The 20630-nt window shown below is 73.6% G+C and carries 14 protein-coding genes; 10 read left to right on the forward strand and 4 right to left on the reverse strand.

Features of this window, described 5'->3' with window-relative positions; genetic code table 11:
- Positions 1-10: 10 nt before the first annotated feature.
- The 8 genes from ABZ567_RS15270 (at position 11) to ABZ567_RS15305 (ending at position 13407) form a co-directional block, all read left to right on the forward strand.
- Positions 11-4324 (forward strand): alpha-(1->3)-arabinofuranosyltransferase family protein, encoded by a 4314-nt coding sequence (locus ABZ567_RS15270; RefSeq protein WP_360789096.1) that lies wholly within the window; start codon positions 11-13, stop codon positions 4322-4324.
- Positions 4325-4404: 80 nt separating this feature from the next.
- Positions 4405-6024, forward strand: a complete 1620-nt coding sequence (locus tag ABZ567_RS15275; protein ID WP_360789099.1) for a condensation protein — start codon at positions 4405-4407, stop codon at positions 6022-6024.
- Positions 6021-6815 carry a methyltransferase domain-containing protein gene (locus ABZ567_RS15280; RefSeq protein WP_360789101.1) on the forward strand — a complete coding sequence of 265 codons (795 nt, stop codon included), beginning with the start codon at positions 6021-6023 and terminating at the stop codon, positions 6813-6815. Before ABZ567_RS15275 ends, ABZ567_RS15280 begins: the two co-directional genes overlap by 4 nt.
- Before the next feature lie 3 nt (positions 6816-6818).
- Positions 6819-7724 carry a DMT family transporter gene (locus ABZ567_RS15285; RefSeq protein WP_360789104.1) on the forward strand — a complete coding sequence of 302 codons (906 nt, stop codon included), beginning with the start codon at positions 6819-6821 and terminating at the stop codon, positions 7722-7724.
- Positions 7721-7927 carry a Trm112 family protein gene (locus tag ABZ567_RS15290; RefSeq protein WP_360789107.1) on the forward strand — a complete coding sequence of 69 codons (207 nt, stop codon included), beginning with the start codon at positions 7721-7723 and terminating at the stop codon, positions 7925-7927. The genes ABZ567_RS15285 and ABZ567_RS15290 overlap by 4 nt, the downstream gene beginning before the upstream one ends.
- Positions 7928-8202: 275 nt before the next feature.
- Complete coding sequence (locus tag ABZ567_RS15295; RefSeq protein ID WP_360789110.1) at positions 8203-10893, forward strand: YfhO family protein; 2691 nt, start codon at positions 8203-8205, stop codon at positions 10891-10893.
- A 144-nt stretch (positions 10894-11037) separates the two neighbouring features.
- The gene (locus ABZ567_RS15300; protein ID WP_360789113.1) at positions 11038-12003 is read left to right on the forward strand and encodes a glycosyltransferase family 2 protein; all 966 of its coding nucleotides are present in this window, start codon (positions 11038-11040) and stop codon (positions 12001-12003) included.
- A gap of 3 nt (positions 12004-12006) precedes the next feature.
- Entirely contained in the window at positions 12007-13407 is a 1401-nt protein-coding gene (locus ABZ567_RS15305; RefSeq protein WP_360789116.1) for a polysialyltransferase family glycosyltransferase, read from the forward strand.
- 39 nt (positions 13408-13446) lie between these two features.
- Here ABZ567_RS15305 and ABZ567_RS15310 read toward each other — a convergent pair whose 3' ends face one another.
- Positions 13447-14220, reverse strand: a complete 774-nt coding sequence (locus ABZ567_RS15310; protein ID WP_360789119.1) for a VOC family protein — start codon at positions 14218-14220, stop codon at positions 13447-13449.
- 173 nt (positions 14221-14393) lie between these two features.
- Here ABZ567_RS15310 and ABZ567_RS15315 point away from each other — a divergent pair, with 173 nt between their 5' ends.
- Entirely contained in the window at positions 14394-15221 is an 828-nt protein-coding gene (locus ABZ567_RS15315; RefSeq protein ID WP_360789121.1) for a sulfurtransferase, read from the forward strand.
- 414 nt (positions 15222-15635) lie between these two features.
- Here ABZ567_RS15315 and sepH read toward each other — a convergent pair whose 3' ends face one another.
- Complete coding sequence (gene sepH / locus ABZ567_RS15320; RefSeq protein WP_360789123.1) at positions 15636-16709, reverse strand: septation protein SepH; 1074 nt, start codon at positions 16707-16709, stop codon at positions 15636-15638.
- A 453-nt stretch (positions 16710-17162) separates the two neighbouring features.
- Between sepH and ABZ567_RS15325 the strand changes: the two genes are divergently transcribed.
- Positions 17163-18065, forward strand: a complete 903-nt coding sequence (locus tag ABZ567_RS15325) for a hypothetical protein (protein WP_360789126.1) — start codon at positions 17163-17165, stop codon at positions 18063-18065.
- A 3-nt stretch (positions 18066-18068) separates the two neighbouring features.
- Here the strand turns inward: ABZ567_RS15325 and ABZ567_RS15330 are convergent, their stop codons facing one another.
- Both ABZ567_RS15330 and ABZ567_RS15335 read right to left on the reverse strand, forming a co-directional pair.
- A complete protein-coding gene (locus ABZ567_RS15330; protein ID WP_360789128.1) occupies positions 18069-19409 on the reverse strand; it encodes a D-arabinono-1,4-lactone oxidase in 1341 nt (446 codons plus the stop codon).
- Positions 19348-20613, reverse strand: coding sequence for an MFS transporter (locus ABZ567_RS15335; protein ID WP_360789131.1), 1266 nt, complete (start codon positions 20611-20613; stop codon positions 19348-19350). The genes ABZ567_RS15330 and ABZ567_RS15335 overlap by 62 nt, the downstream gene beginning before the upstream one ends.
- Positions 20614-20630: the final 17 nt, after the last annotated feature.

A 20630-nucleotide genomic window follows, 5' to 3' on the forward strand; every position in this document is an offset into this window, starting at 1 on the left:
AGGAACGGTCATGACCACTACGGTCCAGGCACCCACCTGGGTGCCGCAGCCCGGCCCGACGCCGTCGGGGGCGTCCGGCGAGCCGCGCGGACGACGCCTGTTGTTCGGCTTCTGGGCCGTCGTGCTGGTGGCGTTCCTCGCCGTGTCACCCGGCAGGACGACCTTCGAGACCAAACTCGGCGTCGCCCTCGATCCCTGGCGCTTCCTCGGCGATCTCGGCTCGCTGTGGAACGGGAACGTCGGCCTCGGCGGCATAGCCAACCAGTACGTCGGTTACGCCTTCCCGGCACTTCCCTACTACGCGCTCATGGACCTGCTGCAGGTACCGGTCTGGCTGGCCGAACGGCTCTGGCTCTCGGTCATCGTGACCGCGGCCTTCTGGGGTGCGCTCAGACTCGCCGAGCGGCTCCATGTGGGCACGTCCGCGTCCCGGGTCCTCGGGGCCGCGGTCTACGCGCTGTGGCCGACCTTCACGATCGTCATCGGATCGACCTCCGCCGCCGCGCTGCCCGGCGCCCTGCTGCCCTGGGTGCTGCTGCCGCTGACCTCCGCGGAGCTGAGCCCGCGGAAGGCCGCCGCCCGTTCGGCGCTGCTGATCCCCTTCATGGGCGGTGTGAACGCCGCCTCGACACTGGCCGCGCTGCTGCCCGTGGGCCTGTACCTCCTCAGCCGCCCGCCCGGTCGGCGCCGACGCGCGCTGCTGGGCTGGTGGATACCGGGCGTCGTGCTGGCCACCGTCTGGTGGGTGGTGCCGCTGCTCCTGCTCGGCATGTACGGCGAGAACTTCATGCCGTACGTCGAGCAGGCCGACACCACCACGGCCACCATGTCGGCGACCGAGCTGCTGCGCGGCGCCGGCAACTGGGTGGCCTATCTGAACTTCGGTGAGGCATGGCTGCCGGCCGGCTGGACCGTCGCGACCTCCGTCATCGCCGTTCTCGGTTCGGCGTTCGCCGCGGCCCTCGGCCTGGCCGGCCTGGCCCGGCGGGACCTGCCGGAACGCCGCTGGCTGCTGCTGACCGTCCTCGCCGTCGTCCTGATCGCACTCGCCGGGTACGGCGGAGCCGCCGGCGGTCCCTTCCACGGCGCCGTCCAGGACTGGCTGAACGGACCGCTGAAGCCGTTCCGCAACATCTACAAGTTCCAGCCGGGACTTGCCCTCGCGCTCGTCCTCGGACTCACCCATCTGACAGCCGTGCTGTCCGCGAGCAGAGGCTCGCGCGCCCTCCGCGCCCTCCCCGGTCGTCGCTGGGTGCCCGTGACCGCGGCGGTGCTCGTCCTGCCCGGTCTGGCGCTCCCGTACGTCAACGGCTCGATCCTCCAGCCCGGGGGGTTCACCAAGCTGCCCACCCACTGGGAGAAGGCCGCCGGCTGGCTCAAGGACAACGCCCCGAACAGCCGGGCCCTGGTCGTCCCGGCGACGGCGCACGGCATCTACACCTGGGGTTCCCCCATCGACCAGCCCTTCGACGTGCTGGCCGAGACCCCCTGGGCGCAGCGGGACTTCGTCCCCTTCGGCACTCCCGGAGCACGCCGTATGACGGACGCCGTCGAGCAGGCGCTGCTGTCCGGCACCGAGGTTCCGGGCCTGCGGGCGTACCTCGCACGGGCCGGCATGCACGAGGTGGTCGTCCGCAACGACCTCGACCCCGACCAGATCGGCTACGTCCCGCCGCAGACGGTGAAGCGGACCCTGGAGTCGTCCGGCTACCGCAAGGTCACCGGGTTCGGCCCGCTGATGACCGGTGGACGCATAGCCGCCGACACCCCGCTCCAGGTGCAGGGGCTCTACCCGCGGCTCCAGGCCGTGGAGATCTACCAGCCGCAGGACGGGGCCGGGCGGCCCGACAGGGCCGGCGTCTCGGCCGTGGCCGACACGGCCGTGGTCAGTGGCGGACCCGAGGCGCTGCTCCAGCTGTCCGCCGATCCCTCCATGACCGGGCGACCGGCCGTGCTGGCCGGGGACCGGCTTCCCCAGGGCGTCGTCGCACCGGTGAAGGCGGTCGCGGACGGGCTGCGCCGGACCGACACCCGGTTCGGCCTCGTCAACAACAACACCTCGTACACCTACACGGCGGACGAGCGCAATCACTCCGGCAGCCTGCAGAACCCGGGTGAGAAGCCCAAGCAGATCCTGCCGTCGGAGAGCATCGACCACCAGACCACGGCGGTACTGCGCGGCGCCGAGGCCGTGACGGCTTCCAGCAGTGGTAATTGGCTGTTCCACCTGCCGCAGCACGACCCGGTGAACGCCTTCGACGGCAACCCGGACACCGCGTGGGCCGAGGGCAGCCCGGGCAAGCCGGTCGGACAGTGGCTGCGAGTGGACTTCGCCCGGCCGACCGACATCCCGGCCTCCGTCCAGCTGACGCCCCTGCCGGGTGACGCCATGCGCGCGGCGCCCACGCAGGTGCGGATCGAGACCGACCGTGGTTCGGTCGACAGCCCCCTGCAGACGAACGGCTCTCGGCAGACGGTCAAGGCTCCCGTCGGCGAGGCCTCCTGGATGAAGATCACCGTCCTCGCCGCGCAGCAGGCGCGCCCGGGCCTCTCCGGGGCCGGGTTCTCCGAGGTGTCGATTCCGGGCGTGCAGGTGACGCGCATGCTGGTGCTGCCCGCCGACGCGGAGCGCACCGACGCGGCGGCGACCGTGTACTCCCTGCACCGTGGCACCGACGCGAGCGGCCTGTCGCCCGCGTCGGCGGAGGTGGGACTGCACCGGCGGTTCAGCACCGAGGAGTCGGGCGCGTACCAGGTGTCGGCGCGAGCCGTCGCCGTGTCCGGCGGCGCGCTGGACGAACTGCTCGACCGTTCGGCCCCCGGCTCGAAGAACCGGCTGACGGCCGCCGTGGACTCCACCAGCCGCAACGGCACGTCACTCGGTGCTCGCAACCTGGTCGACGGTGATCTCACGACCGCCTGGATCGCGGGCGACCGGCCGGTCGTCCACCTGAGCTGGCCCGGGATGAAGAAGATCGACGAGATCATCCTCGCGCCGGCGGGCGGGGTGTCCACCCGGCCCGAGCAGGTGATGATCAGCTCCCCGCACGGCGCCGCGGTGGCCGACGTGGACGAGAACGGGCGGATCCGCTTCCCGGAGATCGAGACGAACCGGCTCGACATCACCATCACCACGGTCGCGCCGCTCACCGTCCACAACCCGGTGGCGAACGCGCAGTTGCAGCTGCCGGTGGGGTTGAGCGAGGTGCACGTCCCCGCACTGGCCGATCTGCGAGTGCCGCGGCCGAAGCCGTCCGCGCGTTTCTCGCTGCCGTGCGGGCAGGGCCCCGACCTCGCCGTGGGTGGCGTCCTGCACAAGACGAAGGCCTCCGGACTCGTCCGGGACCTCCTCGAACGGCGTCCCGTCACCGTCGCCCTCTGCGCGGGGAAGGAGAAGGACGGCACCCTGGAGCTTCCGTCCGGCGATCACGAGGTGGAGGCGGCCGACGGCGGCCCGCTGGCGATCACCGACGTCACGCTGACCCGCGGCACCCCCAGGGCACTCCAGGGAGCGGCCGGGCGTGAGGCCACCGTCACCAGGTGGTCCGACGACAGCCGGGCCGTCTCGGTGTCGGCGGGCGACGGCGAGGCCGCCTACCTGCGGACCTACGAGAACGCCAACGAGGGCTGGAAGGCGACCCTGGAAGGCAAGGAGCTCGAGCCGGTGCGCCTCGACGGCTGGCAGCAGGCCTGGGTGATCCCGGCCGGCGCGTCCGGAACGGTGAGCATGGAGTTCGAGCCCTCCGGGCCGTACCGAGCCGCCCTGATCGGCGGCGGGTTCACGCTCGCCGTCCTGGCCGCCCTGGCCTTCGTGGGCCGCCGGCGCGACGACGCCGGCACCGCCGACGAGACGCTGGCCGAGCCGGCGGCCCCGGGGATGCTGCTCGGAACGCTCGCGCTGACCGCGGTCGTCGCGGTGGCCGCGGGTCCGTGGGCGCTGATCGTGCCCGTACTCGCCGTGGCCGCGCGGCTCCGGCCGGGCGTGCTGGTGCCGACGGCGGCGGTGGCGATGGCCGGTGCCGGGCTCGTGGCGGCCCTCGGCGCCGGGGAGCCGGTCGCCGACGGGGAGGGCGCGTTCAGCGGTCTGGCGCAGGTGCTCACGCTGGTGGCCCTGTCCGCCGCGCTGGTGACGTCGGTGCGGCCGACGTCCCCGGCCGCCGGGCGCGGGGACGCCGACGGGGGAGAAGACGGTGGTGGGCGTGGCGGCGACGACCGTTCCGACGCGCAGGAAGCCGGACCGGTGGTCACGGCCAGGCCGCGCAGCGGCGACGGACACCGGTCCCAGCCGCCCCTCTGGCGGCCGGAGGGCGGTGGCCCCTCGTGACAGCGCCGTGGGCACCCGCCGGGAGGGGGACCCTCACCCCTGCCGGCGGGGTCCTGATTCCCTTTCCGACCGTCGACGAGGTGTCGCGGCACTGCCTGAACGACGACGAACCGGAGAGCGTGCACATCGAGGTCCACCTGCCCGGAAGGCTGGACCCGGTACGGCTTCGGGCCGCGTTCCAGCAGGCGCTGCTCACCCACCCCCGGGTGCTGGCACGAGAGGTACCGGGCCGTCGGTACCGGCGGTCCTTCGCCTGGGAGCTGACCGGCCGGCCGGACACCGATCCGGTGAGCTTCGCCGGGCGGGGACCCGACGCCCTGGCGCAGGCCAGGGCCCGCGCCCTGGCGGAGTGCCCGCCGCTCACGGAGTCACCTCCGATGCGCCTGGACGTCGTCCGGACGGACACCGGGCCCGATACCGGGACGGTACTTCTCCTGACGACGCATCACACGGCTCTCGACGCGCCCTCGGGACTGCGGGTGCTCGCCACGACCGCCGAACAGTACGGCGGCACGGCGGCCCTCCCGGTACCCGGGCGGGTCCGGCCGGGGCGCTCGGGTCCGGCTTCGAGCGGGACCGGCCGCACCCTACGGACGCGCCCCGTACGGGTCGCGCCGGACTCCCGCCCAGGGCCGGTGCGCGCCCGCGCCGTGGGCAACGGCATGGTGCAGGCGGACCTGCCCGTCCCGAGGCGTGCGGCGCCGAACGGAGACCTCCCGTCCTGGACCGTCAACGACCAACTGCTCGTCGCCACGTCACTGATGGTCGGTCGCTGGAACGCCTCGCACGGCCGGCCGGCCGGTCCGGTACGGATCACGATGCCCGTGGACGACCGTCCACGGGGCACGGAGATGCCGATGGGCAACGGGACCCGGCTCGTCGAGGTGGCCATGACCTCCGACGACCCGCACGACGCGGAGCTGCTGCTCCGTGAGCGGCCGGCCCCGGAGGCCGTGGCACGGCTGCTGGGCGCCACCGCCCGGCGCACCCGCGCGCTGAAGTCGGCCGACGGCGCGCCCATGGGTGCCGGGGCGAGCCTGCTGACCGCACCGCTGCTGCCGGTCGGTGTCCGGGGCGTGCTCACCCGTGGCGCACGCCGGGCGGCCGCGTCCTGGACGTCGACGGCGCTGGTCACCAACCTCGGACGCGTGCCGTACACGCTGGACTTCGGCGACGCCGGCCGGGCGACGGCCGTGTGGTTCTCCGCGCCGGCCCGGATGCCGCGCGGGCTGAGCGTGGCGGCGGCTTCCACCGGCGGCCGGCTGCACGTGACGCTGCGCTGGTCGCGCACGCTGCTCGGTGACGCGGCCGGTGCGGAACTGGCGGACCTGTTCGCGGAGTCGCTCGCGACGACCTCGCTCAGCCCGGCCGGGGCCGCTCCGGCCGAGGACGCTTCGGTCGGCGTCGCTTCACCTGCGGTCGCTCCGGCCGGGGTCGCTCCGGTCGGGGTCGCTTCAACCGGGGTCGCTTCACCTGCGGTCGCTTCGGCCGAGGACGCTTCGGTCGGGGTCGCTTCAACTGCGGTCGCTTCGGCCGACGACGCTTCGGCCGGTGACGCTCCGGCCCGGGACGTCGAGGCGTCCTCGGCCCAGGGACGCGGAGGGAGCCCGGACGGGCCGGACCAGCCCGGCACGCCCCATCCGCACACGACACCCACCGGAACCCACGCCGCCCAGGACAACCACAAGAGGCCGTCATGACCCGCTCAGCCACCGGCACGGCAGCAACCGGCGAGTCGCCCGAGGCGGCGGTGGCCTCGTCGGGTCCGCGCGTTCCCGGGCTGCGGGACTTCTACGAGAACCCCACCGTTCCCGTCGCCTCCGGGGAGGCCCGGACACTGCGGCAGGCCCGGATGCTGGCCGCCGCGCTGGGCCCCGTCGGGCCCGGCCGCCCGGCCGCGACCGTACTCGACGTGGGCTGCGGGGACGGCTCGGCGGGCGCGATCGCCGCGCGCGTGCTCGACGGGCACCGCGTCGTGGGGATCGACTGGTCGCAGGATGCCCTGCGCCGGGCGGCGCCGCGCCTGAGCCAGGTCGTGCGGGGCGAGCTGACCGGCAGCGGGCTGCCGTTCGCCTCCGGCAGCGCCGACGCCGTGCTGTTCAGCGAGGTCGTCGAGCACCTCGTCGACCCCGACAGCGCCCTCGACGAACTCCGCAGGGTGCTGCGACCCGGCGGACACCTCATGCTCTCGACACCGAACCTCGCCGCCTGGTACAACCGCGCGCTGTTGCTCGCCGGCGTCCAGCCGGTGTTCTCCGAGGTGAGTCTGCGCGGTATCCACGGCAGACCGGGCAGCGAGGTCGTGGGGCACCTGCGGCTGTACACGGCGCGCGCGCTCCGCGAGTTCGTGGCGGCCTCCGGGTTCGAGGTGGTGAAGGTCGCCGGCGCGCCGTTCCACGGAGTCCCGCGCCCGCTCCGCCCGCTGGACCGGCTGGCCTGCGGGATGCCGTCGCTCGCTTCCATCCTCCTTGTACATGCGAGAAGGGTGTAGCGCGTGGTGTGGGGTGTGGCCGCCGCGCTGGTGGCGAACGTCCTGTACAGCACCGGCTTCGTCCTGGAGAAGCGGGCACTGGCCGGCATGCCGCCGCTGAGTGCCGCACAGCCCGGCCGGGCCCTGCTCCTGCTGGCAGGCCGGCCGCTGTGGATCTGCGGGGCCATGGCGCTGGCCCTGGGGTTCGCCGCGCAGCTCGCCGTCTACCGCACCCTGCCGATCGCCGCCGCCCAGGGCCTGTTCCTGTCCGGCCTCGTCCTCCTTCTCGTGCTCTCGTCGGTGGTGCTCGGCGAACGCCCCTCGGGCCGCGAGCGGCGTGCGGTGGCTGTCATCGGTCTGGCGCTCGTGATGGTGGTGGCCTCGCTGTACGAGACCAACGAGGAGATCAGCCGGACCGCTCCCACGGGCATCCTGCTGGCACTGTGCCTGCCGACCCTCGTGGCCGGCATCGCGCTCTACGCCGCCGCCGAACGGCGCGCCCGCCGACGCCATCGGCAGCCGACCACCGGGGTGGCCTACGCGATCGCGGTCGGTCTCATCTACGGCGTCAGCTCGCTGGCAGTCAAGGGCGTCTCCGGACATCTGGACACCTCGGACCTGCTGGGCTCCGTGCCCGCCCTGCTCGCCTCCCCGTACCCGTACCTCCTCCTGCTGACAGGGGTCAGCGGACTTGTGCTGTCGCAGACCGCCCTGCAGCGCTGCCGCGCGTCACTGATCGTTCCGGTGTGCTCGACGGTGACCTGCGTGTTCACCATCGTGAGCGGCACGATCGCCTTCGACGAGCCGCTGCCCGACGACCCGTTGCGGCTGTTACTGCGTCTCGGCGGCACCGTGCTCGCACTGACGGTCCTGCTCACCCTGCCGCGACACGACGCGAACACCCCCACCTCCGAAGGAACCCGGCCATGAAGCCAGACAGCCCGCTGCTGAAGATCCTCGCCTGCCCGCTCGACAAGGGCCCGCTACTCCTCGACGAGACGAAGGGCGCTCTCTACAACCCACGCCTGCGCCGGCACTATCCGATCGTCGACGGCATCCCGCAGCTCCTTCCCTCCTCGGGTGTGCCCGCCGTCGAGGAGGAGACTCCCCTCGGGAGGGAACAGGACGCGTGAGGCACTCCGCGCCCCTCCAGCGAGAGGAGGGCCACAGGCCTGACGAAGGCCCTCCCGACCGGGCGGCGCGCTGACGGAACACCGTACGGTCGACGACCTCGCCGTCCCGAAGAACGCGGTGCGACGACCCGGTCCTCGGCACCGGGAGTTCACCCGAGGTGTACCGGAAGACCGCCTGGTGATCGGTTGCGGGTCGCCCGACTCGGCGGTAATGGCGGTCGCCCCTGTCGTACGACTCCCGGGCGTTCCCGTTCCGTGCGCCCCCTGGAGGACGTGTGCCCCCCGCCGCCGAGACCGTGCTCGACGAGGTCCACGGCGCGGAGGGGACAGGCGGGCCGTCGGCCCCGCCCGGCGCACCGGCACGCGGCCTACGGGCCCCGGCCGTCGTCGGGCCGCTCGCCGCCGCCCTGCTCACCGCCGTCCTGCTCTGCCTCGCGACCCGGCTCTCCCGGAGCCGTCCGTTCGGGCCGGTGACCAGGAACGTCGTCGACCTCGGCCAGCAGTACCTGCCGTTCCACGCGTACTGGCGAGCCCTCCTCCTCGGCGACACGGACGGGGACGCCTTCCTCAACTGGAACTCCGGCTTCGGCTCCAACTTCCTCGGCGACATCGGCACCTATCTGAGCAGCCCCTTCGACCTGCTCGTCGTGTTCTTCCCCGCCGACCACATCGAGCTCGCCCTGTACGTGGTCACCGCCGCCAAGATCACGGCGGCCGGGGCGGCGATGACGCTGCTGCTCCTACGGCTGCGCCCCGGACCCTGGCCGGTCGCCGCCGTGCTGGGCACCGCGTACGCGCTCTCCGGCTGGACCTTCAACTTCGGCGCGTCCGTCCCGATGTGGCTCGACGGGCTCGTCGCCTTCCCGCTGCTCTGCCTCGTCGGGGAGTGGGCCCGCACCGGGCGCCGCCCCGTCCTCGGTCCACTCGTCGTCGGCCTGGCCTGGATCGCCAACTTCTACACGGCGTACATGGCCACCCTCGGCGCCGCCGCCGTCCTCCTCGTACGGCTCCTCACCGCCGAGGAGACGGCCTCCGCCCGCCGACGCCTCGCCGGGGCGCTCCGCGCCGCGCGCGGTGTCCTCATCGGCATCGGGCTCGCCGCCCCGCTCGTCGTGGTGGTCTTCCTCGGCACCGAGGTCGCCGACCCCACGCCGGAGACCACCTTCGTGGCCGCCCCCTGGACGGACGTCCTCGCCCGGTTCCTGCCCGCCACCGCCAGTGTGGCCAGCCCCGCCCTCTTCATCGGCACGCCCGCGCTGGCGCTCGCCCTCACCCTGCCGTTCAACCGGGCCGTCGCCCCGCGCGTGCGTGCCGCCTGGTCGGCCGCGATCGTCGTCGTGACGCTCTCCCTCCAGTGGGAGCCGACCCACCTCCTCTGGCACGCCGGAGCCTCGCCCAACGGCATTCCGTACCGTCAGACCTTCGTCCTGTGCGGGCTGCTGCTCATCGCCGCCTGGTTCTCGGCGGCCCGAGGGGTGCCGACACCGGCCGCGCTCGCCGGGGGCGGCGCCCTGCTCGGGTCGCTCGCCTGGGCGGCCCGGGGGAGCGTCGACATCGACCGGTGGACCTACCCCGCGTTCGGAGCGGCCGCGGTCCTGGCACTCGCCGCCGTTCTCCTCGCCGGCGCGAACGCCCGGCGGAACGCAGGACCCGGCGCCGGGCCCCGCACCCAGCCCGACACCGGCTCGCACGTACGACCCGACGCCGGGCCCCGCACTCAGCCCGACGCCGGAACGCACACCCAGCCTGACACCCGGCCGCACGTCCGATCCGACGTCCGGCCGAACGCCCGGAGAACCACCGCCCGCGTACTGCCCGTTCTCGCCCTGATCCTGTTCGTCGTCGCCCAGGCGGGGGAGGCGGCCGTCACGGGGAAGCGGATCGAGGAACAGCAGCGGAGCAAGGTCGCCTGGTCCCCCCGGATCGGCCCCTGGCACACGTCCGTGGCCGAGGAGGCGGCCCGCGCCGACGCCTGGCCCCGCTACCGTACGGACCCGGGCGAGGTCCCCGGCGGCAACGACGTGCTCCTCGTCGGCGGCCAGGGACCCGACTACTACAGCAGCCTCACCGCCGAGGTGACCTCCCGCACCCTGGCGTCCCTCGGCTTCGGCCACTACGCCAAGGGCCGGCATCCGGTCACCCTCGACAACCCGGTGACCGACGCCCTGTTCTCCATCGGCACCCGCATCCGCTCGCGCCCCACGGAGCGGGTACGACAGGACGCGCCGCCCCGCGCCACGGTCTCCGTCACCACCACTCCCGTACCGCCGCTGGTGACCGTCCGCCCGCCGGGACGCCCGGCCACCCACGCCGGAGACTCCGCCTTCGCACGGCAGGAGCGCCTGCTCGGCGCCGAGGTGTACGAGCTGCCGGCCCCCGCCCGGAGCGGACGCACCCTCACCACCCGCTGCCCGGCGGGCTCCCAGGTCTGGTTCTGGGCGCCCGAGTACCGGGGCGCGGCGACCCTCGCGGGGGAGCGGCCCGTGGACTTCGAGGGCAAGCCGCCCTCCGTCCGCGCCCCCATGCGGGCCCTGGGCGCCGTGCCCCCGTCAGGGGAGGTGCGGATCGAGCTGAGTCCCGAGACGAGGCTGCGGCTGCCCCGTCAGCCCGTGGGCTGTCTGGTCCAGGCCCGGCTCGACTCCGCCGTACGGCAGCTGACCGACACCGGTGCCTCACGGGTGCGAGCGACCGGTCACACGGTCACGGCCGAACTTCCCCCCGGCAGCACGGGCACCGCCGTGCTCGCGGCGCCCCGCATCTCCGGCTGGCGCTGCGCCGCCGGTGGCGCGGAGCCCCGCCCCGCGCGCGCGTACGAGGGGCTCGTGGCCGTTCCGCTCGACGGCCGGGCGACCACGGTCACCTGCTCGTTCCGGCCCCCGGGGCTCCGTCTCGGCGGCGCAGTCGGCGGGGCCGCGCTCCTCGCCCTGGCGGTGACGGGAGTCCTGCACCGGCGGGCCCGGCGGTGAGGAGACACCTCCGCGCGGACTTTCCACGGGAGACGACAAGAGTTCACCCGGAGTGCACGCGCGGATCGTTCGCCCGGAGAAGTGGGGCGTTACCGTACCCGCCGTAGCGGCGTTTAACTGTTCGATTCAGTATGGGGATTCCGAGTGCCGAAACTGTCCGTCGTCGTACCGTTCCACAATGTCGGGCCCTACGCGCCCGACACCCTGCGCAGTCTCGCGAACAACGCGGATCCGGAATTCGAGTTCCTGCTGATCGACGACTGCTCGACGGACGACACCCCGGAAATCCTCGACCGCTGGCGCGACCGTCTGCCGAACGCCACCGTCATCCGGCACGAGACGAATCTCGGAGTCGCCCAGGCACGCAACACGGGAATCGACACGGCGCGCGGTGAATACCTCACCTTCCTCGACGGCGACGACTGGTACGCGCCGGGCCACCTCACCGCCGCCGTGGCCGGGATGGACCGTCTGGGCTGCGATTTCGCCCGGACCGACCACGTCCTCTCGGAGGGCCGGAAAAGGCAGATCCGTTACGCCCCCGCCAAGCGCCGCGACACGGTGATGAACCCCCGGGACGGAATCTCGCCGGCCAGCATGGTGACGATGGTGGATTATCCGTTCGTGCCCTTCGGCGTGTACAGCGCGCGGCTCTTCGAGAACGGCGCCTCACGTTTCGAGACCTCCCTGAGAACGGCCGAGGACCGGCTCTGGGTATGGCGCCTCCACCTCAAGGCCCGCACCTTCGCGGCGCTCTCCCTGCACGGGGTCTTCTACCGGCGAGGCGTCACCACTTCGCTCACGCAGATCACCGACAACCGGCAGCTCGACTTCATCCCGTCGTACGACCTCCTGCTCGACGACGTCTCCAGGGACCCGGAGGCGGAGCGGTTCCTGCCGAAGGCGGTCCGCACCTACTGCGCGATGATCGCCTTCCACATGGGCAAGGTCGGCAAGTACGACCCCGCCGTCGCCGAGCGGCTCCGCGCCGACGTGGCCGACGCGCTGCACCGGATGCCGCAGCACGTCCTCGACGAGACCCTGGCGACCATGGACACCCCCCGCAGCACCCTCCTCCGGGGCCTGCGCGACACCGTAAGGACCGCCTGACCCATGGCCCCCGACACGGCCCCCGCCGCCGCCCAGGCCCCCGCCTCTGCCGTCCCCGCCACCGACTCCCGGCCGGTGCAGATCTTCCAGGTGTCCACCCTGTACGGCGCCGCCACCCTCGCCGCCTCCCTGGACGCCGGTCAGTTCGGCCCCCGCGAGGACGCCCGCCGCCTCCTGCTGATCTCGCGCAACGCCGAGATCCCGGAGACGGCACTGCGCCTGGAGACCATGACCGGATACGAGCGGATCGCCGCCCGCTTCGACGGGACCCTCGACTGGAACGAGACGATCCACCCGTACCACCCCGCCGCCTGGGCCCCCCGCCCCGAGGAGGCGCCGCTCTGGCAGCGCGTGCTGCGCACGGCGTGGGACCTGGGCACCGCCCCGGTGGAGCTGATCGTCGAATCCATCCAGGTCAACCCCGCGAAGGCGCTGGCCGGCACGTTCCCCGAGAGCGCCCTCCACGTCTACGCGGACGGCCTCATGAGCTACGGGCCGACCCGCAACGACCTCGCGCAGTCGATCGCCTGCCGCATCCGCAGGGTCCTCCACCTCGACCTGGTGCCGGGCCTGCGGCCGCTCCTCCTGAGCGAGTACGGCGTCGAGCCCGAACTCGTCCCGGACGACGCCTTCCGCGAGGTCCTCGCCGAGATCGCCGAGGAGGCAGCCGATGACCCCGACATCGCCCGGGCGACGGCGGCCGAGCCCACGGCGCTCCTGCTCGGCCAGTACCTCGCCGCGCTCTCCCTCCTCACCGCCGAGGAGGAGGAGGAACTGCACGTGCGGATGCTGCGCGGGGCGGTCGCGGCCGGGCACCGCTCGGTCGTCTTCAAGCCGCATCCGAGCGCGCCCGCCGGATACGCGCAGGCGCTCCACGACGAGGCGGAACGGTCCGGTGTGCGGCTCACCGTCCTCGACGGGCCCCTGCTCGCAGAGACCTTCTACGAGCGGTGCGCGCTCCGGCTCGTCGTCGGCTGCTTCTCCACGGCGATGTTCACCGCCGCCGTCTACTACGGCGTCCCCATCGCGCGCGTGGGCACGGTCGAGGTCCTCGAACGGCTCACCCCCTTCGAGAACAGCAACCGCATCCCGCTGACGGTCGTCGACCACCTGGTCGCGGATCTGGAGCGGGGCGAGACGCCCACCGTCCCCGGCCCCGCGCCGGAGTCGCTCACCCCCCTCGTCCGCGCCGTCGGCTACTGCATGCGGCACAAGAGCCACCCGGGGATGCGGGAGGAGGCGGCCGCCTACCTGGCCGAGCACCACGCCGAGCCCGGGACCGCGCACCACTTCTCCGCCGAACGGCTGACCCAGCTCGCCCTTCCGGGCGGCGCGGTGGCCCCGCCGCAGGCCGGCTCGTCGTTCCGGCTCCGCCGGAACCTCGTACGGTCCAGGCGGGGCTGAGCACGACCGCCGACCGCTCAGCCCCGCAGGATCACCGGATCAACCTGCGCCGGCGGACCTGACGAGGGTGAAGACCGCGCCCTCCGGGTCCGTCACCAGGGCCAGCCGCCCCGCCGTACCCTCGTGCGGCGGGCGCAGCACACGGCCGCCGAGCTCCACGACGAGCCGCGCGGCCGCGTCCGTGTCGGCGACCTCGAAGTACGTCATCCAGTGCGGTCCCCGGTCCCGGGGCAGCGCGTTTCCCACGCCGTGCAGGGAGGCCACCGGGACCCCGTCCACGTGGAGCGTCGCGAAGTCCTCGTCGGCGGCCTCGACCGGCTCCACCTCGTAGCCGAAGACCGACCGGTAGAACTTGCCGATCGTCGTCTCGTAGGTGAGGAGCTCGTTCCACACGGGCGTCCCGGGCGGGCCGGCCGTCGCCGTGCCGTGGTGCGCCTCCGCCTGCCAGACGCCGAACACCGCGCCCGTCGGGTCGGAGCAGATCGCGAGCCGGCCGGCCTCGCCCGCGTCCAGCGGGCCCACCGCCACGGTCCCACCGCAGCCGCGGATGCTCTCGGCCGTCTCGTCGGCGTCGGCGGTGGCCAGATACGGGGTCCAGGCGATCCGCAGATGCCGGTCTGGTGGCAGCCGGCCGATGCCCGCCACCTCCCTGCCGTCGAGCAGCGCCCGCACGTACGGCCCGAGCTGCTGCGGACCGGGCACGAACTCCCAGCCGAAGAGCGCGTGGTAGAACTCCAGCGTGGCGTCAAGCCCGTGCACCATCAGACTCACCCAGCACGGTGTGCCGGGTGTGCGCCGAGTCGCCTCGGTCATCGTGACTCTCTCCTCGGACCGTCGTCGTGCCCGTGCCCCTGTCCGATGGTGTCACCGAAGAGGCCGTGGCGCGTCCCGGTCGCACCAACGAGTGGCGTGCCCCGCGGTGACGGACGTGGGGAGGACGCCGGGTTCGTCCTCCGCGGCCGGGCGGCTGCGCGAGGATGACACCCATGAAGCCCATCATCTCCGCAAGCGAACTGCTGAGCGAGTCGGCCGGGGCCCGGCCGCCGGTCCTCCTCGACGTCCGCTGGACGCTGGGCGGCCCGCCCGGCCGTCCGGCGTACGAGGCCGGGCACCTGCCCGGCGCGGTCTACGTCGACCTGGACACCGACCTCGCGGGCCCGGCCGGTACCGGCGGACGGCACCCGCTGCCCGACCCGGAGGTCTTCGGGGCCGCCATGCGCCGTGCGGGTGTCTCGGCCGGTAGTCCGGTCGTCGTCTACGACGGCGGTCTCGGCTGGGCCGCGGCCCGCGCCTGGTGGCTGCTCCGCTGGGCGGGCCACCAGGACGTACGGGTCCTGGACGGGGGCCTCGCGGCCTGGGAGGGGGAGCTCACGGAGAAGGTCCCCGCGCCCGAGCCGGGCGACTTCCGGCCGGAGCCGGGCTCGCTCGGGCTGCTCGACGCGGACGGTGCGGGGGCGCACGCGCGCGCGGGGCTGCTCCTGGACGCGCGGGCGGCCGAGCGCTACCGGGGGGACGTGGAGCCGATCGACCGGGTGGGCGGCCACATCCCGGGCGCGGTGTCGGCCCCGACGACCGAGAACGTCGACACGAAGGGGCGCTTCCTGGCCGCCGACGCCCTGAGGAGCCGCTTCGCCGCCCTGGGCGCGGCGGAGGGGACCCCGGTCGCGGTCTACTGCGGCTCGGGCGTCTCCGGCGCCCACGAAGTCCTGGCCCTGGAGATCGCCGGCATCCCCGCCGCCCTGTACGCGGGCTCCTGGTCGGAATGGTCGTCCGACCCCGCCCGCCCGGTGGCCACGGGCCCGGACCCGCAGTAGCGCGGTCCGACCGCGCGGCCCGAGGGGGCCCGCACCGATCCGGCGCGTGCCCCTGGGCGTACGACCACGGCCGGGTACCGGGCGCGGGCCCCCTCCGCGTATGGCTGCGACCCGACGCGAGGCTTCCGCGCGGCCACGCCGACGGACCCGGCGCGTGCCCCTGGGCGTACGACCACGGCCGGGTACCGGGCGCGGGCCCCCTCCGCGTATGGCTGCGACCCGACGCGAGGCTTCCGTACGGCCACGCCGACGGACCCGGCGCGGGCCCCCTCCGCGTACGACCACGGCCGGAATACCGGGCGCGGGCCCCCTCGCGCCACGGACCCGGCGCGAGCCTTCCGTACGGCGTGCGTCCGTGCCCGCCGTACCCGGCGCGGGCTGCCCCGGGTACGCGTACGGCCACGCCCACCGCCGTCAGTCCTGCTTCTTCCTCCGCGTGCCGAAGACGATCTCGTCCCAGCTGGGCACGGCCGCGCGGCGGCCCGGGCGGACGCCGTCCGCCTCCGCCTGGCGGTCCGTGGTGCCGGTGAGCCGGTCGCGGTGACCCGACACCGCGCGCGGCATCAGGACGTCGGCGTACGCGGAACCCGCGCCCGCCGAGGCGGCCGGGGCCGGCGGCTCCTCCGCCTCGGGCTCTTCCGAGGGCTCGGAGTCGGGCTGCTCGGGCACGACCATGTCGCCGCGGAAACTCGGTACCGCTTCGAGCAGGCTGGTCAGCGAGTCCCGCTCGTCCTCCGGCTCGACGGCGGCGGGCGCCCGCTCCAGCTGGCGGTCCGGCCGGTCGATCTGGCGGTCCAGGGCCCGGTCGAGGGGCCTGTCCCGGGGCAGCCGGGCGATCCGCGGCACGAAGGGGAAGCTCGGCTCCGGGGCGGCGGCGATCGTGTCGTCCGTCTCGCCGATCAGCGCGCGGGCCTCGTCGTCCACGGCCTGGACGAGCCGCCTGGGCGGGTCGTACGTCCAGCTGGCCGTGTGGACCTCGCCCGCGACGCGGTAGACGAGCAGCACCTCCCAGGTGCCGTCGTCGCGCCGCCAGGAGTCCCACTGCACGGTGTCCTTCTCGGCGCCGCGCAGCAGCAGCCGCTCCTGCACCGCCTCGCCGAGCTGCGGCCCGCTGTTCTCACCGGGCCTGCGGACGGGGGTCTTGCGGGCCCGCTCCGCCATGAAGGCGCGCTCGGCGAGCACGGGGCCCTCGAAGCGCCGTACGCGGTCGACCGGGATGCCGGCGAGCTGGGCGACCTCCTCGGCGGAGGCACCGGCTCGTATCCGGGCCTGGATGTCGCGGGGGCGGAGGTGGCTCTCCACCTCGATCTCGATCTGGCCGAGGCGCGCGCGGTCGTTGCGCACGGCGGCGCGGAGCCGCTCGTCGATCGGAAGTGTGTACTCCGTGCTGTCAGCAGCCTTCAGCACCAGTCGTGTGCCGTCGTTGGAGACGGCCACGACACGCAGTTCGGGCATGGGGACCTCCCGGGTGGTGCCTGCCGACGTCACGTGCGTCGCTGCTTCCGCTAGTCGAGTGTGGCCTGCCCGGGTGCAGCCTGCCACTACCTTGCCGAGTTGCCCGGCGTGTCGGGCGTGGACCCTGGAACGCCGTTATGACACGGTGACCTGTTGGCTACCCGGAGTGACAGACGGTCACTCTGTGCAGCCGGTTCCCGTGCGTTGCCGCGGCGCCGCCGGTTCGAGTGCCGTGTCCGGCCCCCTCCCCTTGATCCCGGGCACCCGTGAAGGCGTCCGGACCCAGGGTTCGTCAATGTACTCCATTCGGGCCACCGGGGTGGACCGGCGCGCCGCCCAACTTCTCGGGCGGTACGGGAGTTGAGTGTCCGTGATCTTCCCCCGTACGTGTCGCTCTTCACAGAAGCAGCAGAAACGGAACTATTCACTTCGCCCATTTGTCCCTTCTGGGTGCAAGGTGAACGGAAGAGCCGTCAGGGGTCGGAGATGCGCCACAGGCCGGAAGGCGACACGGAGGAACCGGAGGAGAAGGAGGGCGGCAGGAGAAGGATCGACCTGAGCATGGCTCAGGTCTCGGGCAGTGCGGTGGCCGCGGTCATCGCCGCCAAACTCGCCTCCACCCTCGGTGTGTACGGCACGATCGTGGGCGCCGGTGTGATCAGTGTCATCGCGACCTGCGGCGGCCCGCTCTTCCAGCACCTCTTCCGGCGCACCGGTGAGCAGGTGCGCGGCGCGACCGCCGTCGCCAGGCCGAAGGCCCGTCAGGTCCCGGTCGGCGGAGGCCCGCGTGACGACCGCACCCTGATGCTCGGCACGGTCCGGGCCCCCCTCCCGTCCGACGGGGAGTTCGGCTCGGCGACCACCCACGGCACGCGGGTCCGCGGCTGGAAGCGCCCGGCGATCGCCGCCGCCCTGGTCTTCGGCGTCACCATGGGCGGCATCACCACCTACGAACTGGTCTCCGGGCAGGACTTCAGCGGGACCCGGGGGACCACCACCTTCGGCTCCGTCGTCGGCGGCGGGAGCACGGGGCAACGGGCGCCGGACGAGGACGAGAAGGACCCCTCGCCCGCTCCGTCCGGGTCCGTCGAGGGCGACGGGCGTCCCGGGGACGGCGGGCGGAGCCCCTCGACCGACGGCGCCCCGCCCCCCGGCGGGCAGGACACGGGGCGGACCGGCACCGCGACCTCCTCGCCGGAGCCGACCCCCTCCGGTTCCACCGGCGGCGAGTCGACGCCCACCCCGACCCCGACCGGACCGACGGCGGAGCCGACCGACCCGACCCGGGAGCCGACCACCGGGACCTCCGGTCTGCCGGAGGTCCCGACGACGCCGACGCCGGCCGCCCCGGGGACCGGAGCGGGAACGGACGGCGGGGGAGCCGGGTGACCGTCAGTCGCCCAGCACGCGGCGCAGGTAGTCGTTGCCGAACCGCCGGTCCGGGTCGAGGCGGTCGCGCAGCGCAGTGAACTCGGCGAAGCGCGGGTAGACCTCGGAGAGGTACCCGGCGTCACGCGTGTGGATCTTGCCCCAGTGGGGGCGGCCGCCATGCGCCGTCATGATGCGCTCCACCGCCGTGAAGTACGCGCGGTGGGGCGTCCCCCTGTAGAGGTGGACGGCGATGTACGCGGTCTCCCGCCCCGAGGCGGTGGACAGCGTGATGTCGTCCGCCGGCGCCGTCCGCACCTCCACCGGGAAGCTCACCTTGAGCGGCGAGCGCTCGACCATCGCCTTCAGCTCGCGCAGCGCCGCGACCGCCGCCTCACGCGGAAGCGCGTACTCCATCTCCATGAAGCGGACCCGGCGCGGTGAGGTGAACACCTTGTACGGGATGTCGGTGTACGTACGGGCCGACAGGGCCCTGCTGGAGATCTTGGCGATCGAGGGGATGGCCGGCGGCACCGCGCGGCCCAGCGAGCAGGCCACCTGGAAGAGCCCGTTGGAGAGGAGTTCGTCCTCGATCCAGCCGCTGACCCGGCCGGGAGGAGCCGCGGGGCCGGCGCTGCGGTTGTTGCGCTTGGTGTTGCAGTTGTCCGTGTGGGGGAACCAGTAGAACTCGAAGTGCTCGTTCTCCGCGTGCAGCGCGTCGAACTCCGAGGTGACCCGGTCGAAGGTCATCGGCTCCTCTCGCGCGGTGAGGAGGAAGACCGGCTCGACCGCCAGGGTGAGCGCCGTGACGACACCGAGGGCGCCGAGCCCGATCCGGGCCGCCGCGAAGAGCTCGGGATTCTCCTTCTCGGAGCAGGTCCACAGCTGGCCGTCCGCCGTCACGAGCTCCATCTCGCGGATCTGCGCGGCGATCGAGGCCGAATCGCGGCCCGTGCCGTGCGTCCCCGTGGAGACGGCCCCGGCGACGGTCTGCTCCATGATGTCGCCCATGTTCGTGAGCGAGAGGCCCTCTCGGGCCAGCGCCACGTTGAGCCGCTTGAGCGGGGTTCCCGACTCGACCGTCACGGTCATCGTCTCGCGGTCGATCCGCCGGATCCCGCTCAGCAGGCCCGGCCGGATGAGGACGCCGTCGGTGGCCGCGATCGAGGTGAAGGAGTGCCCGCTGCCGACGGTCTTCACCCGGAGCCCGTCCTCGGCCGCCCGGCGCACCGCCTCGGCGAGTTCCTCGGCGGAGGCCGGGCTCACCTCCCGTACGGGCCGGGAGGTGACGTTCCCCGCCCAGTTACGCCACGGGCTGTTCGCCGTCCTTGTGCTCCCCGACCCCGCTGCTGTCGTCCCGCTCACGCTGCCCCTCCCGGTTCGGCGCCGGCCTGCGGAGCCGGCGGTGTCCGAGGAGACCCACCGCGACCGCGAGCGCGCCCGAGACGACGGGCACCACGTACCCCGCCTCGGCCCCCGACGCGTCGACCACCCAGCCGGCGGCCGAAGAGCCGAGCGCCACGCCGATCGCGAGGCCCGTACCCGTCCAGGTCATGCCCTCGGTCAGCTTGGTGCGCGGTACGTGCGCTTCGACGAGGGCCATGGTGGTCACCATCGTCGGTGCGATGGACAGGCCCGCGACAAAGAGCGCCACGGCCAGCAACGGCAGGTTCCCGGCCAGTAGGAGGGGGATCATACTCACGGCCATCGCGCAGACGCCCAGGAGCCAGCGGCGGGACGGCTCGCCCTTGAGGTGCAGCAGTCCGAACACGGCGCCGGCCAGGCATGATCCCAGCGCGTAGACGGCCAGGACGAGACTCGCGGCGGCCTTGTGCCCCTCCTCCTCGGCGAAGGCCACCGTCACCACGTCCACCGAGCCGAAGATGGCGCCGGTCGCGACGAAGGCGAGGGCCAGGACCTGGAGGCCGGGGGAGCGGAGCGCGGAGACACCCCGGGTGCCCTGCTGCTGCGGGTGCGGGGCAGGCTCGGTGGCGTGCTGGGTGGTCAGCCAGAAGACGCCGACGGCCAGGAACAGCCCGGCGAACATGGGGCCGGCCTCGGGGAACCACGCCGTCGACAGGCCGATGGAGATGATCGGGCCGAAGATGAAGCACACCTCGTCGACGATCGACTCCCAGGAGTACGCCGTGTGCAGGTGACGCTCCTCGCCCCGGTAGATCGCCGCCCACCGGGCCCGGGTCATGGCGCCGACGCTCGGCACGCAGCCGATCACCGCCGTGAAGACGAAGAGCGTCCAGTCGGGGGCCTGCTGCTGCACGCACATCAGGAGCCCGGTGGCCGCCGCGAGCGAGACCAGCGTTATCGGGCGGAGCACCCGGCGCTGCCCGTGCCGGTCGACCAGGCGCGAGACCAGGGGGCCGAGGACGGCGGCGGACATCGCGAGCGTCGCCGCGAGCGCGCCGGCGAGGCCGTACCGGCCGGTGACCTGCGAAATCATGGTCACGATGCCGATGCCCATCATGGACAGGGGCATCCGGCCGAGGAGCCCGGCGGCCGAGAAGGAGACGGTGCCGGGCGCCTGGAAGATCGCGCGGTAGGGACTGGGCAAGAGGTGTCCTTGGTCAA

Source organism: Streptomyces sp. NPDC016459 (assembly GCF_040632845.1).
Taxonomy (GTDB): domain Bacteria; phylum Actinomycetota; class Actinomycetes; order Streptomycetales; family Streptomycetaceae; genus Streptomyces.